General features: G+C 65.6%; 12 protein-coding genes and 1 tRNA gene. 4 read left to right on the forward strand and 9 right to left on the reverse strand.

The window, feature by feature from the left end; all coding sequences use genetic code 11:
• Positions 1-7 precede the first annotated feature (7 nt).
• On the reverse strand, positions 8-1,093 hold the full coding sequence (aroC, locus tag H9656_RS02615) for a chorismate synthase (RefSeq protein WP_191742710.1): 1,086 nt from the start codon (positions 1,091-1,093) through the stop codon (positions 8-10).
• 11 nt (positions 1,094-1,104) lie between these two features.
• Positions 1,105-1,563, reverse strand: a complete 459-nt coding sequence (locus H9656_RS14060) for a DnaJ C-terminal domain-containing protein (RefSeq protein ID WP_225212196.1) — start codon at positions 1,561-1,563, stop codon at positions 1,105-1,107.
• 431 nt (positions 1,564-1,994) lie between these two features.
• On the opposite strand from H9656_RS14060, the gene pdxH reads away from it, so the two are divergent.
• Positions 1,995-2,657, forward strand: coding sequence for a pyridoxamine 5'-phosphate oxidase (gene pdxH / locus H9656_RS02625; protein WP_191742712.1), 663 nt, complete (start codon positions 1,995-1,997; stop codon positions 2,655-2,657).
• A gap of 10 nt (positions 2,658-2,667) precedes the next feature.
• Here pdxH and H9656_RS02630 read toward each other — a convergent pair whose 3' ends face one another.
• Together H9656_RS02630 and udk are read right to left on the reverse strand one after the other, a co-directional pair.
• Entirely contained in the window at positions 2,668-3,282 is a 615-nt protein-coding gene (locus tag H9656_RS02630) for a TetR/AcrR family transcriptional regulator (protein ID WP_191742713.1), read from the reverse strand.
• Positions 3,283-3,365: 83 nt separating this feature from the next.
• Positions 3,366-4,010: a uridine kinase gene (gene udk / locus H9656_RS02635; RefSeq protein WP_191742714.1), complete on the reverse strand. Its 645-nt coding sequence runs from the start codon at positions 4,008-4,010 to the stop codon at positions 3,366-3,368.
• Between the two features lie 170 nt (positions 4,011-4,180).
• Between udk and H9656_RS02640 the strand changes: the two genes are divergently transcribed.
• Positions 4,181-5,812 carry a long-chain-fatty-acid--CoA ligase gene (locus tag H9656_RS02640; protein WP_191742715.1) on the forward strand — a complete coding sequence of 544 codons (1,632 nt, stop codon included), beginning with the start codon at positions 4,181-4,183 and terminating at the stop codon, positions 5,810-5,812.
• A gap of 18 nt (positions 5,813-5,830) precedes the next feature.
• Positions 5,831-6,511 carry a DUF1499 domain-containing protein gene (locus H9656_RS02645; protein ID WP_191742716.1) on the forward strand — a complete coding sequence of 227 codons (681 nt, stop codon included), beginning with the start codon at positions 5,831-5,833 and terminating at the stop codon, positions 6,509-6,511.
• Here the strand turns inward: H9656_RS02645 and H9656_RS02650 are convergent.
• The 3 genes from H9656_RS02650 to H9656_RS02660 all read right to left on the reverse strand — a co-directional run bounded on the left by H9656_RS02650 (position 6,508) and on the right by H9656_RS02660 (position 10,087).
• Entirely contained in the window at positions 6,508-7,425 is a 918-nt protein-coding gene (locus H9656_RS02650; RefSeq protein WP_191742717.1) for an MBL fold metallo-hydrolase, read from the reverse strand. The two genes, H9656_RS02645 and H9656_RS02650, sit on opposite strands and share 4 nt — an antisense overlap.
• Positions 7,426-7,677: 252 nt before the next feature.
• A tRNA-Asp gene (locus H9656_RS02655) sits at positions 7,678-7,754 on the reverse strand.
• A 155-nt stretch (positions 7,755-7,909) separates the two neighbouring features.
• Positions 7,910-10,087 (reverse strand): S9 family peptidase, encoded by a 2,178-nt coding sequence (locus tag H9656_RS02660; RefSeq protein WP_191742718.1) that lies wholly within the window; start codon positions 10,085-10,087, stop codon positions 7,910-7,912.
• Between the two features lie 72 nt (positions 10,088-10,159).
• Here H9656_RS02660 and H9656_RS02665 point away from each other — a divergent pair, with 72 nt between their 5' ends.
• Positions 10,160-10,963 carry a trypsin-like peptidase domain-containing protein gene (locus H9656_RS02665; protein ID WP_191742719.1) on the forward strand — a complete coding sequence of 268 codons (804 nt, stop codon included), beginning with the start codon at positions 10,160-10,162 and terminating at the stop codon, positions 10,961-10,963.
• On the opposite strand, the gene H9656_RS02670 is transcribed toward H9656_RS02665, so the two are convergent.
• Together H9656_RS02670 and H9656_RS02675 are read right to left on the reverse strand one after the other, a co-directional pair.
• On the reverse strand, positions 10,948-11,811 hold the full coding sequence (locus H9656_RS02670; protein WP_191742720.1) for a hypothetical protein: 864 nt from the start codon (positions 11,809-11,811) through the stop codon (positions 10,948-10,950). The two genes, H9656_RS02665 and H9656_RS02670, sit on opposite strands and share 16 nt — an antisense overlap.
• A gap of 69 nt (positions 11,812-11,880) precedes the next feature.
• The gene (locus tag H9656_RS02675; protein WP_191742721.1) at positions 11,881-13,665 is read right to left on the reverse strand and encodes an acyl-CoA dehydrogenase; all 1,785 of its coding nucleotides are present in this window, start codon (positions 13,663-13,665) and stop codon (positions 11,881-11,883) included.
• Positions 13,666-13,702 lie beyond the last annotated feature (37 nt).

Raw genomic sequence — 13,702 nt, forward strand, 5'->3', positions numbered from 1 at the left:
ACCTCGCTCAGCCCACCTGCGCCCGGTGCCGCAGCATGGCGTCGGCCAGAACGATGGCGGCCATGGCCTCGACCACCGGCACGCCGCGCAGGGCGACGCAGGGATCGTGGCGGCCCTTGGTGCGCAGGTCGACTTCCTCGCCGTCGCGGTTGATCGACTGGCGCAGGGTCAGGATGGAGGAGGTTGGCTTGAACGCTACGCGCGCGGTCAGGGGCTGGCCGGAGGAGATGCCGCCCAGCACGCCGCCGGCCTTGTTCGACAGGAAGACCGGTCGGCCGTCCTCGCCCAGGCGCATTTCGTCGGCGTTGTCCTCGCCTGACAGCTCGGCGGCGGCAAAGCCAGCGCCGATCTCGACGCCCTTGACCGCATTGATGGACATCATCCCTGCCGCCAGTTCCGCGTCCAGCTTGCCGTAGAGAGGAGCGCCCCAGCCCGCTGGCACGCCGGTGACCTCGAGCGCCACGACAGCCCCGATGGATGAGCCGGCCTTGCGCACGCCATCCAGGTACTCTTCCCAAGCGGGTACGACCTCGGCCGAGGCGGCGAACAACGCGTTATCGTGGACCGCGTCGAAGTCGATCGCCTCGTCGGCGATGCGATGCGGGCCCAGCTGGACCACGCCCGCGCGAATGCGGACGCTCTCTCCCAGCACCTTGCGGGCCACGGCGCCCGCCGCCACGCGGCTGGCCGTCTCGCGGGCGGAGGATCGGCCTCCGCCGCGATGATCGCGCACGCCGTATTTGCTTTGGTAGGCATAATCCGCGTGGCCCGGGCGGAAGGCGCGGGCGATCTCGCCATAGTCCTTGGACCTTTGATCGGTGTTCTCGATCATCAGGCTGATCGGCGTGCCGGTCGTGACCATGCCGTTACCGTCGTCGAAAACGCCCGACAGGATGCGAACCTGGTCGGCCTCTTGCCGCTGGGTGACGAAGCGACTGCCGCCCGGCTTGCGCTGATCCAGGAGCGGCTGGATGTCGGCCTCGGTCAACGGGATCAGAGGCGGGCAGCCATCGACGACGCAGCCGATGGCTGGCCCGTGGCTTTCGCCCCAGGTGGTGATGCGGAACAGGTGGCCGAAGGTGTTGTGCGACATGATAGCGACGCTTAGGCCGCCATGCGCTGCGGCGTCCAGACCCGAGTGAAGCGAAGCAGCATGTCCTCCGCGGCCGACGGCAGGTCGTCGGACGGGATCAGTTTGACGAATAGGTCGCCGGCGGGGCGCTTGCCGCGCGCCGGCAGGCCCAAACCGGGCAGGCGCAGGCGAACCGGCGCCGTCATGTCCGGCACCAGCCACGCCGGTTGCGGCCCGGCGTGCGTGTCGATCTCGATCCGCCCGCCATCTCGCATCAGACGTGACGCGATAGGCCACTCCATGAACAGGTCGGCTCCCAGAACCGACAGGCCGTCGGCAGGGCGGATCAGGACTGGGATCAGTCCGTTGACGCCCGCCAGGCGGATGCGGTCCGCCGTACGCACGCCGGGCGGGACATGAACGAGCAGGTGACGGCCTGACGCCCTGAAACCGACCGTTCCCCCGCTCAAGGCCTGCATCGGCGTCAGCACGATCAGAGGCGGGACGGCCTGACGCGCAGGCGGTGGCGTTTCAGTTCGGCTTGCGACGCGGATAGGAGCAGGGAGGGCAGGGAGCTCAGCCTGAAGAAGGCGGTAGGCCGCCACCGTTTGCCTGAATCGGTCGGCGTCGCCTTCAGGATGATCCGGGTGGGCAGCCTTGACGACGGCCCGAAACGCCGCTGCCAGCTCGTCGGAATCGGCGGGGCCGCGCAGCCCCAACAGAAGGCGTGCTTCCTGTTTAGAAAGAACCGGCTGCGCGTTCATTGCGCCAACCTGGGAGGTTATGGTCAAGACGAGGTTAACCGTCCGGCCGGCGTCACAATTTGTGGAGCAGTGAGGCCGCCCGCGCTTTGTCCTATTGACTCAGGCTTCATGTCAGCGACGGATGACTGACGCCTTGATGCGGCCCAGGAAGCCCCTTCATGAATACGCCTGTTATCCCTCCCAGTCCCACCGCCGAAGATTACGCCGCCCAACTGGCGGCCAACGCCGATGAGACGATCTTTGAGCGCGATGAACCAATCGGCTTGTTTCTCGAATGGCTGGAAGAGGCCAAGCGCAGCGAGCCTAACGATCCGAACGCCATGGCCTTGGCCACCGTCGATGCGGAGGGGGCGCCGGACGTGCGCATGGTTCTGCTGAAGGACGTTGCCTCGCGGGGCTTCACCTTCTTCTCGAACCAGGAGAGCGCGAAGGGCGAGCAACTGTGGGCGCATCCGACGGCCGCCTTGCTGTTCCATTGGAAAAGCCTGCGGCGACAGGTCCGCGTGCGCGGCGCGGTCGAACGGGTGAGCGAGGAGGAGGCCAGCGCCTACTTCGCCAGCCGCGCACGAGAAAGCCGTATCGGCGCCTGGGCGTCTGACCAATCCCGGCCTCTAGGCAGCCGCGAGGAACTGGAGGCCAAGGTCGCCGAACAGACGGCCCTGTTCGAGGGAGAAGACGTGCCGCGCCCTGATCGCTGGACCGGATGGCGTGTCCGCCCCGAGCAGATCGAGTTCTGGCGGGACCGTCCGTACCGGCTTCACGACCGGCTGCGGTTCGACCGCAGGGAGGCCACATGGTCGACAAGCCGGCTCTGGCCGTGAGGCCAGCCGCTCAGACCTGATAACGCGACAGGAAGGTCTGCACGGCGTCAGCGGCGATCTCTGTCGGTGCGCGCTCCGCTCTGATCTCGCCGCCCGTGATCATGGGTACGAAGAAGACGGGATGCTCGACCATCCCCATGAGCTGGCCGGCCGCCCATGACGCCTTTTCCAGCTTCAACTCGCCGCTGGCTTCCATCTCTTTCAATGCGGTGATCAGCGGACCGCCGAAGTCCATTTTAGCCTTCTCAAAGAAGTCGATGGCCGCGGCTTCAAATCGCGAGCGTTCCGTTATGACCAAACGGAAGATAGCCTGGACGAAAGCGTCGCTCAGGAAATCAGCGTAGCCAGCGAGCAAGCCCTGCAGGCGCTCTTTGGGCGTTCCCGTGCAGGCCTGGACAGAAGACATCTTTGCCGCGAAGTCGCCCGCTGCTTCCTCAATCACCGCAGCGAAGAGGGCGGCCTTGTTCTCGAACATGGCATAGAGAGTGGCCGTGGACACGCCCGCCTCACGGGCGATGGGCTCCATCCGGGTCCCCACGTAGCCTTCGGTAATAAAATGCAGCCGCGCCTGCCGGACCAATGCGGTGCGCCGAGGATCTTCAATGCCGTGGATAAGGGCCGTCATGGCGTTTACCCGCCTTTCGGCTAAGATTGCCCTGAAACGGTCGCAATTGCAACGAGATCGTATCGTCCTCCGCGTGAACGGCGTTACGCTACCCAGGGCTCCAGCAGCGGATGAGCCAGGACAGGCGCAGCCAGCCGGACGACGGCCTGAGGGTCTTCCAGGCGTACGGCCGCGGTCGCGTCGGCGACGATGAAATCGGCATGGACCCTGGACGGTTCTGTCAGGCGCTCATGACCCGGCCGCACTGTGCCAAGATATTGCTGGATAACCGATTCCGCCGTGCGTCCTCGTTCGGTCTGGTCGCGCAGCAGGCGGCGGATGAAGCGGATGTCCGCAGGCGTGTCCACGAACACCTTGATGTCGAACAGCGCCGCCAGGCCCGGGGTGCAGAGCAGGTGGGTGCCCTCGACCACGATCACGTCGGTGGCGCTGACCGGTTCGCCTTGCGGCTCTCGCCCGTGGTGAATGAACGAATAGACGGGGGCGGTTATGGCCTGCCCGCTTTTGAGCGCAGCCAGGTCCGCAATCAGCAGATTGTGATCACGCGCCGCTACGTCGTCGAAGTCGTGGGTCGCGGCGTCGAAGCCCGGAACGGAAGCCGCGTCCAGGTAGTAGGAATCCTCCCTCAATAGCGTGGCGACGCCATCGGGAAGGGAGGAAACAAGGGCCTCGGCCAGCGTGCTCTTGCCCGAGCCCGAGCCGCCGGTGATTGCGATCAAAATGGTCATGGGCGCTCTACTTCCTCCGGACGCGCGGCAACGCAAGTCCGGAAGGGTCGGTTTATGGCGATCTGTCGCGCCCAGCCTTCCCTTGCGTCACGTTGCCTGTGGCTGTTCACCTGTCTTAGCGTGACGACAAGCGCCGTTTTCAACCAGGCGCATTTACGAGGGAATGCCTAATGCTGGGTATGATGCAGGACTGGCCGCTGACGGTCGACAAGATCCTCGACCACGCCAAAAACTGGCATGGAGAACGCGAGGTCGTGACCCGTTCGGTCGAAGGGCCGATCGTCCGCACCACCTACGCCGCCATTCATGATCGTGCACGCCGGGTCTCTAACGCCTTGCTGGCCTGGGGGATCAAGCCGGGGGACCGTGTGGCCACCCTGGCCTGGAACACCGGCAACCATGTCGAGACCTGGTACGGAATCATGGGGATCGGCGCTGTCTGCCACACCCTGAATCCCCGCCTGTTTCCCGAGCAACTGGCTTACATCATCAACCATGCCGAAGATCGGATCATCTTCACCGACCTGACTTTCGTGCCTCTGCTCGAGGCTGTCCTGCCGCATTGTCCGACGGTCGAACGAGTCATCGTGATGACCGACGCCGCCCATATGCCTCAGGCCAAGCTGCCAAAGGCCGAGGCCTATGAGACGGTGCTGGAGCAGGTCAGCAGCGACGTCGTCTGGGGCGGTTTCGATGAACAGACGGCCTGCGGACTCTGTTACACCTCGGGCACGACCGGCAATCCGAAGGGCGTGCTGTATTCGCACCGCTCGAACTTCATCCATACCCTGCTTGGGCTGCAGTCGACCGTCATGGGGGCGACGCCCAGCGAGGTCATCCTGCCCATCGTGCCGATGTTCCATGCGAACGCCTGGGGCATAGCCTTCGGCGGGCCGGCGGCGGGGGCCAAGCTTGTCATGCCGGGCGCCAAGATGGACGGCGCATCCATCTACGAACTGATCGAGACCGAAGGCGTGACCTTCTCCGCCGCCGTGCCCACGGTGTGGCAGGGACTGTACGGCCATATGGTCGAGAACGGGCTGAAGTTCTCGACCCTGCGCAAGGTTCTGATCGGCGGCTCGGCCTGTCCCGAAGCCCTGATCCGCGGCTTCCAGGACCAGTTCGGCGTCGAGGTCGTCCACGCCTGGGGCATGACCGAGACGTCGCCGATCGGCACCGTCGCTAACCTGACGCCCGAGCTGAAGGCCAAGCCGTACGACGAGCAGATGGCCTGGCGGATGAAGCAGGGCACGCCGCCGCTGGGCGTCGAGTTGAAAATCAAGAACTACGGCGGCCAGGAAATGCCGCATGATGGCAAGACCTTCGGCCGGGTGATGGTCAAGGGACCAACCGTCGCCGGCGCCTATTTCAAGGGCGAGGGCGGAGACATCCTCGATCATGAGGGTTTCTTCGACACGGGCGACATCGCCAGCGTCGACACCTATGGCTTCATGCAGATCACCGACCGCGCCAAGGACGTTATCAAGTCCGGGGGCGAATGGATCAGCTCCATCGACATCGAGAACATCGCCGTGGGCCATCCGAAGGTCGCCCTGGCGGCCGTCATCGGCGCGGCGCACCCCAAATGGGACGAGCGGCCGGTGCTGCTGGTCAAGCTGAAGGATGGGGAAGCCGAGGACAAGCAGGAGCATCTGGACTTCCTGCTAGGCAAGATCGCCAAATGGTGGATGCCTGACGATGTCGTCTTCGTCGATGACATTCCTTTGGGCGCCACGGGCAAGATTGATAAGAAGGCCCTGAGAGAGCGGATGAAGGACTATCGATTGCCCGCCGCTGGCTGATGGCGTCGGAGGAAGCCCATGTCGAACACCCATCCCAAGGGAAGCTGGCTGGCTCAGCTGCTTCTGGCGGCCACGCTTCTCGCGCCGGTCCTGCTGTTGGTCGCCGTCGTCGGAACGCGAGCGCAGCTGTGGAGCCTGGAGTTCGGCATGGGTGTTCTCGGCCTCACGGTCGGGCGCATCCTTGCCTATCTCGGCCTTGCGGCGGCCCTGGCCGCCTGCCTGTTGGCGTTTCGCGAGCGTCGGCTGCTGGGGATCGCCGCCGCAGCCTTGCTGATCGCCGGGGTTACGGTCGGCGGCTTTGCGTTTCAGGAGCGCCGCTTCAGCGAGGCGCCGCGCGATGTGACCACTGACCTGGACGAGCCGCCTGCCTTCGGCCGTATTCTGGCGGCGGAACGACGTCTGGCGGGGGCGGGCGACAGCCAACCCCAAGCCTGTCCGGGGCTGGCGGCCGCGTCGACCCAGGTCGCGCCGGAAACGGCCGCCTGGGCGCTGGAAAAAGCGGGGTTCACCGTCCTGGGTACAGCCCCGTTCCGGGTCGACGGGCGTAAAGAGGGCGCCTGGTTCGGCGTGACGCACGATGTCACTGTCCGCATTCGCCCAGGCCGGACAGACGTGCGTGTGGCCGGGCGCGACAGCCTGCATATCGGCGATGAAGCCTGCCGCCTCGCCAAGGCGGTGGTGGCGGAACTGACGCCCTAGGCCGCGCCGGTCAGCCCCCAGATTGCGCCAAGCTCGGCTCGAGGCTCGACTTGCACACGGCCTTCCTTCTGCAGCTTGATCAGGTGCGCCAGTACCGAAAGGCTTGCGGCCGGCCATAGGCGCGCATCGACGGCGGCGTAAAGGGCTGGCACCATTTGCGCGATGGTCCGGTCCCCAGACGCCAGCCGGGCCATGATCTGGGCTTCGCGCTCCAGTCGGTGCGCGCGATAGGCCTTGAGGAACGGCGCGACCTGGGTGATCGCCGGGCCATGGGTGGGCCAGATGGTCGAAAAACCCCGCGACAGCACGTCGTCGAGGCTCTGCATATAGGCGGCCATGTCGCCGTCAGGCGGCGCCACTACGGTGGTCGACCACCCCATGATGTGGTCGCCGCTGAACAGAGCGTTCTCTTCCCTCAGGATGAAGGCCATGTGGTTCGAGGCGTGGCCCGGCGTGGCCATCGCCTCCAGTGTCCAGCCGTCTCCCTCGATCCGCTCTGCGCCGGTCAGGATGACGTCGGGATGGAAGTCCTCGTCTTCATCCTCATCCAGAGCGCTGTCTGAGGCGTGAGTGGTGCGCGTCGGCGGTTGCATCGCCAGAATCGGCGCGCCCCCGACCGCTTCGGCGAACGGGCGGGCGAGGGGGGCGTGATCGCGGTGCGTATGCGTGACCAGCACATGACTGACGTCGCGTCCCGCGACAGCGCGCAGCAGGGCGTCCATGTGAGCGTCATCCAGCGGGCCCGGATCAATGACCGCCACGCCCGCGCCAGGCCGATCCCGGCCGACGATATAGGTCCCTGTTCCCGTGAAGGTGAATGGCCCTGGATTGTCCGCGACGACGCGCTGGATCAGAGGCGAAACCTGATCGCGGCGCCCGTAGGCGAAGTCGAACTGGCGAACGTAGGGGATCATGGCTGACGACCGGACCGAGGAACGTAGGGCCTGCGCTTCACGATTATCATAATGGAAAATATGGACCGATTCATCGCCGAAGGCAGGGTGGGGCGAGGCATCTTGAAATGACATCGAGCCGAAACCGAGCTTTGGGGTTCGGAGACGCGCCTGCGAAAGCGGCGATGACCTTGTGATCATTCACCGAATGGCGCCGTATCAACATCGAAAGGGAAGGGCGGTGCGCCACTCCCTCAAATGCTTGAGAAGGAGTGGCGCGAGTGACGGGGCTCGAACCCGCGACCTCCGGCGTGACAGGCCGGCACTCTAACCAACTGAGCTACACCCGCGTTGCTCCCCCCGCGAGGAGGAGAGGAAGGAGCGGATACGGGGCGTCGCCGCTTCGGTCAAGCGCATTGTCGCGCTTTTGATAAAAATCTGCGAATTCAGGTGTTAGCGGCCAGAATGGGAGGAACGTCGCAGACCGAAGTTCCTCCTGTTCTCGTCAGGCCTTCTCCCAGCCCTTTTCCACGGCCCAGACGGCGAAGGCGTAGTCGTGGGCGATGTCCTTCAGATAGTCGAAGCGCCCGGAGGAGGCGAAGTGGCCCGCCTCCATATTGATCTTCAGCAGCACCGGCTTGCCGGAGGTCGAGGCGGGACGCAGTTTCGCCACCCACTTTTCCGGCTCCCAATAGGTGACGCGCGGGTCGGACAGGCCGCCGGTCGCCAACAGCGCCGGGTAGGGCTTGGCCTCGATCTGATCGTAGGGGCTGTAGGACAGGATGTAGTCATAGGCCGCCGCGTCTTCGAGCGGATTGCCCCATTCGGGCCATTCCGGCGGCGTCAGAGGCAGGCTGGTGTCGCTCATGGTGTTGATGACGTCGACGAAGGGCACGCCGCCGATGACGCCCACCCACAACTCGGGCCGCATGTTGGTGATCGCGCCCATCAGCAGGCCGCCGGCCGAGCGGCCCTCGGCTACGATGTTCCCCGCTGTGGTGTAGTTCTGCGCGATCAGATGATCGGCGGCGGCGATGAAATCGGTGAAGGTATTCATCTTGGTGAAGCGACGCGCCGTCAGGAACCAGTTCCAGCCCTTGTCCGAGCCGCCGCGGATATGGGCGATGGCGTAGATGAAGCCGCGATCCACTAGCGACAGGCGGTTGGTCGAGAAGCCGGCCGCCATCGGGATGCCGTAGGAGCCGTAGCCATAGAGGAGCAGCGGCGCCGATCCGTCGACCGGCGTGTCCTTGCGGCGCAGCACCGTCACCGGCACCAATTCGCCGTCCGAGGCCGGGGCGTTCAGCCGTTCGACCACATAGTCGGCTGGATTGTGGCCCGAGGGAATCTGCTGAACCTTGCGCAGGGTCCGCTCACGCGTCTTCAGGTCGTAGTCGTAGGTTGAGGTCGGCGTGGACGGCGAGTTGTAGCCGTAGCGCATGATTGTGGTGTCGAACTCCGACGCCCCGCCCAGCGACAGGGCGTAGGCGGGCTCGTCCACGGCGATTTCATGTTCGGCGCCGCCGCGGTCGCGGATGACGATCTTGGTGTTGGCGTCGGCGCGTTCCTGGCGGCCCAGATAGTCCTTCACCAAGGCCACGCCCTCGATGAAGCGGCCCGGCGTGTGGGGGATGAGGTCTTTCCAGTTGGCCTTGGCGGGCGCGCCGGTCGGGGCCTCCATCACCTTGAAGTCGACGGCGTCGTCAGCGTTGGTGCGGATCACCCAGCGATCGCCCCAGTGGTCCAGGTCGTACAGGCGGCCGACGTGGCGCGGCTCGACCAGGGCGGGCGTCGCCGTGGGATCTGAGGCCGGGATGATGCGGCTCTCCGAGGTCTCCTGATTGGCGATATTGATGACCAGGAAGGCGTCGTCGGCGGTGCGCTCGATGCCCTGGAACATTCCATCGTCCAGTTCCTCATTGACCAAGGCGGTCTCGCCGCCGCGTGCGGGGCGGCGGAAGATCTTGTCGGGGCGGCCGTTGTCGTCGCGGTTGGTCCAGAAGATCCACTGGCTGTCAGGCGAGAAGGTGAAGTTGGCGCTGGCCGATTCGATCGGGTTGGGCAGCACCTCGCCGGTGGCCAGATCCCTCACGTAGATCTTGTAGACTTCGGACCCCTGCGCGTCCTCGGCATAGCCGAACAGAGCGTGGTCGGGGCTGTGTTCAGTCGCCGAGACCTCCGAATAGGCCTTGCCCTCGGCCAGCTTGTTGCAGTCCAGCAGGATGCGCTCGCCGTCCGTCTTGCCACGCGGGCGGCGGCAATACAGCGGGTGTTGATCGCCGACGTTGTAGCGGACGTAGTACTCCCACGGGCCGTCTGCCGCAGGGACGGAGCTGTCGTCCTCCTTGATGCGGCCCTTCATTTCCTCGAACATCTGGGCCTGCAGCGGCAGGGTCGAGGCCATCATGGCTTCGCGATAGGCGTTCTCGGCGGTCAGGTGCTCCTTGACGTCGGCCTTGATCAGCGACGGATCGCGCAGCACGGCCTGCCAGTTGTCGTCCTTCATCCACTGATAGTCGTCGACGCGCACGCGGCCCAACTGCTCGATGCGGACGGGGACCTTCTTGGCGACGGGCGGGGTGGGCTTGGACATCGAGGCTCCGGTACTCTGGCGGGCAAGGGCGGGGGAGGCGGCGATCACGCCGACGGCGGCGGTCGAGGCGATCAGTTCGCGGCGGTTCATGGTGTGGGCTTCCCCTCGATTATCATTTGAGCCGGACCTTGTGCGCGGCGACGCTCGGCGTCAAATGGCGTCATGGTCATTCAGGATCTTCCGCCCGAACAACCCGCTATCGTCTCCGCCTCGCCGCCCGAATGGGACCTGACGGTCGGGGTCATCAACGCCACCGTGCAACTGGATCAGGCGATAGGCAGCGGACAGAGGAAGGTCGGTGCGGGCTTCCTGATCTCCGCCCCCAGACCCGACGGCGCCCCACGCGTGGTGCTGGTGACAGCCCGGCACGTGCTGGACGTCATGCCAGGCAATGAAGCGCGCATTGGCTGGCGCACAGCCGAGGCGGACGGGGCGTGGAAGTTCACGCCCGAAACCTTGAGCATACGCGATGCGGGCGGCGCGCCGTTGTGGACAGCCCACCCTGAGCGCGATGTGGCGGTGATGGAGATCACGGCGCCGCCCGCCTTTGCTCAGGCGGCGATTCCGCTCGGCTGGCTGGCCGAGGCGGACGCCTTCGACCGTTGGCGCATGGGCCCAGGCGACGAGCTTCTGGCCCTGGGCTATCCGCATGGGCTGTCGGCCAACCGGGCGGGTTTCCCGATCCTGCGGCTGGGACGGATCAGTTCATGGCCGTTGACTCCGATCCGGCATTTCCCGACCTTCCTGCTCGATTTCGTGGTGGCGCAGGGTAATTCCGGCGGACCCGTCTTCTGGACTCCGGCGGCGCGGCGCGTGCCGGGCGCGCCGGTTCCCGACCACCCCTTCATTGCCGGAGTGCTGGTGCAGGAGGTCCAGAGCGGCGGCCAGGGCATCGACCTGGGCGTTGTGGTCCATGCCGACTATGTGCGCGAGACGATCGCCCTCCTCGATCAGTCGGGGGATTGAGGCGGCGTGAATGGCTTGTCGTCGCGTAGCCGCCAATGATCGGGTGCTGGAGGTTCTTCAGGGTATTCCACAGAGCAGTCGAAACGTTCGCAGTATGCCGTCCGGATGCGCCAGGTCGACGCCAGAACGCCTTCGCCTGCTTCGGCATCACGCATCATTTCCTGTATCTCCGGCTCGTCGGAATAATAAGCAAACTCGATAGGCCTTGGCGTTTCGGTCAGGGCGATCATCCGGGCCATCATGCGGATGTTCAGGGCGTGGGCCTCTCGTGAGGAGATGCCATAACGTTGATAGAGGCTGCGGATGAGGGCTGCCTGTTCGGGCTCCACTTCCGTTCTGAGCGCCTCGTCCAGCGCTAAGGGAATGACGTCGTCGCTCAACGGCTCATTATGTATCGCGAGAATCTCGTCGGCGGTTCGGGTCGCCAGTTCGATTTGTTCCGAGGTTGGGGAAGGCCCTGTCCAGCGATCTGTCGGAGGTAGAGGCGGCGGCATGTAAGAGGTAAAAGGCAGCCTTACCGAAAAGCTCAGGTTCTCAGGCGTATCACCGGGCCAAATGGCTTTGATGCGGCCGCGCTTGACGACCTCGACAGCGTGTTGCTCCAGACCAAGGCCGGACGGGCGGGCGTTTACGACGCATTCGCGCGCATAGCCGTCGGCATCAGCTACGCACATCACCACCGCTTTTCCTGCCAGGTTAAGGGTCAGCAAAGCTTCAGGAAAATCCTCTTCGGTTGGAGCCGGAGGAATAGACCAGGCCACGCGGGGCGTTTCGGGCTGCTGCTCTGCTTTGTCGGGAGACTGAGCAAGAGCAAGGCCGGACGCGAGTGCTATAGCAGGCAAGATCATCTTTAAAAAAGCCTCCCGCTCCACACGATGCAGGAGGCTTTGCCGTTTGAACAGTCTTCGACGCTCGGATCAGCCCGCGAGCGCGTCCACCGTCATCCGTTGCAGCAGCTCCCCGCCCTGACCGACCGCGGCCAGGCGGCTGGAGACGTGGCCTAGGACGTTGGCGGCGTAGACCTCGTAGAGGTCCAGCTTGCCCTGCAGCCAGGCGGCGTCGCCGTCATTGGCGTCCAGTTTCGCCTTGGCCGCCAGGGCGCCCTTGGCCAGCATCCAGCCGCCGACCACATCGCCCATCAGCTTCAGATAGGCGTCGGCGCCGGCCAGAACGTCAGCGGCGCGCGCGGCGTCCGCCTTGGCGTCCAGCAGCCACAGGGTGGCGTCCTCGACCGCCTCGATGGCGGTGGCGAAGCGCTCGACCGGCTTGCCGCTATAGAGGTGGTCGATCTGGGCCAGGGTCGTTTTCATTTCGGCGATCAGGGCCTTGGCCGACTCGCCGCCGTCCATCGACAGCTTACGGCCCACCAGATCCATGGCCTGGATGCCGTTGGTGCCTTCGTAGATCGGGGCGATGCGCGCGTCGCGGTAGTATTGGGCCGCGCCGGTCTCCTCGATGAAGCCCATGCCGCCGTGGACCTGAACGCCCAGGGACGCGACTTCGCAGCCGACGTCCGTGGACCAGGCCTTGGCGATCGGGGTGAACAGGTCTTCGCGGCCCTTCCACGCCGTACGCTCTTCTTCTGTGGCGGCGTGGCGGGCCAGGTCGGCGGCGACGCCGGTCGACAGGCAGATGGCGCGGGCGGCGGCGACCTTGGCCTTCATCACCGACAGCATCCGGCGCACGTCGGGGTGGTCGAAGATCGGCGCGTCCTTCTCGCCGGTCCAGACGCTGCGGCCCTGACGGCGTTCCAGCGCATAGGCCAGGGCGTGTTGATAGGCGCGCTCGGCGATGCCGACGCCCTCGACGCCGACGGCCAGGCGGGCGGCGTTCATCATGACGAACATATGGGCCAGACCCTGGTTCGGCTGGCCGACCAGCTCGGCGCGGGCGCCCTCATAGCTCATGACGCAGGTGGGCGAGGCGTGAATGCCCAGCTTGTGCTCGACGCCGACCGGGCGGAAGGCGTTGCGCTCGCCCAGCGAACCGTCGGCGTTCACCGCGAACTTGGGCGTCAGGAACAGGCTGATGCCCTTCGGCCCTGCAGGCGCGTCGGGCAGGCGGGCCAGCACCAGATGGACGATGTTGTCCGCCGCATCGTGGTCGCCCCAGGTGATGAAGATCTTCTGGCCGGTCAGGGCGTAGGTGCCGTCGCCGTTGGGAACCGCCGTGGCCGTCAGGGCGCCCAGGTCGGACCCGGCATGCGGCTCGGTCAGAACCATGGCGCCGGTCCATTCACCCGAGACCAGCTTGGGCAGATAGGTCGCCTTCTGATGCTCGTTGCCGACCTGCTCCAACGCCTCGATGGAGGCCAGCGACAGCATGGGGCACAGGCCGAAGGCCATGTTGGCGGCGTGGACGGTCTCATAGGCCGCCAACTCCAGCGCCTTGGGCAGGGCCTGCCCGCCGGCCTCGACCGAGGCGGTCAGGCTGGTCCAGCCGCCGGCCGCGAACTGCTGATAGGCGTCGGCGAAACCGGGAGCGGCCGTCACGGCGCCGTTGGCGTATTTGGCGCCCGCCAGGTCGCCGGGGCGGTTCAACGGGGCCAGAACCTCTTCGGAAAACTGACCGGCGGCGTCCAGCACGGCCGAGGCGACATCCGCGTCGTAATCGGGAAAGGCGCCGGTCGCTGCGACCTGATCGATGCCGGCCACGGCGTCGAGGGCGAATGCGATGTCACGGACGGGGGCGCGGTAGCTCATCGGTTATCCTCAGAAAGACGTAGCGCTTGTGTCGACC

It is taken from the genome of Brevundimonas guildfordensis (assembly GCF_014836405.1).
In the GTDB taxonomy this organism is placed as follows: Bacteria; Pseudomonadota; Alphaproteobacteria; order Caulobacterales; family Caulobacteraceae; genus Brevundimonas; species Brevundimonas guildfordensis.

Coding starts and splice junctions, on each gene's coding strand:
- H9656_RS02630 (WP_191742713.1), bottom strand. CDS start 3,282: ATGACGGCCCTTATCCACGGCATTGAAGATCCTCGGCGCACCGCATTG.
- aroC (WP_191742710.1), bottom strand. CDS start 1,093: ATGTCGCACAACACCTTCGGCCACCTGTTCCGCATCACCACCTGGGGC.
- H9656_RS02665 (WP_191742719.1), top strand. CDS start 10,160: ATGGTCATTCAGGATCTTCCGCCCGAACAACCCGCTATCGTCTCCGCC.
- pdxH (WP_191742712.1), top strand. CDS start 1,995: ATGAATACGCCTGTTATCCCTCCCAGTCCCACCGCCGAAGATTACGCC.
- H9656_RS02650 (WP_191742717.1), bottom strand. CDS start 7,425: ATGATCCCCTACGTTCGCCAGTTCGACTTCGCCTACGGGCGCCGCGAT.
- H9656_RS02645 (WP_191742716.1), top strand. CDS start 5,831: ATGTCGAACACCCATCCCAAGGGAAGCTGGCTGGCTCAGCTGCTTCTG.
- H9656_RS02660 (WP_191742718.1), bottom strand. CDS start 10,087: ATGAACCGCCGCGAACTGATCGCCTCGACCGCCGCCGTCGGCGTGATC.
- H9656_RS02640 (WP_191742715.1), top strand. CDS start 4,181: ATGCTGGGTATGATGCAGGACTGGCCGCTGACGGTCGACAAGATCCTC.
- udk (WP_191742714.1), bottom strand. CDS start 4,010: ATGACCATTTTGATCGCAATCACCGGCGGCTCGGGCTCGGGCAAGAGC.
- H9656_RS02670 (WP_191742720.1), bottom strand. CDS start 11,811: ATGATCTTGCCTGCTATAGCACTCGCGTCCGGCCTTGCTCTTGCTCAG.
- H9656_RS02675 (WP_191742721.1), bottom strand. CDS start 13,665: ATGAGCTACCGCGCCCCCGTCCGTGACATCGCATTCGCCCTCGACGCC.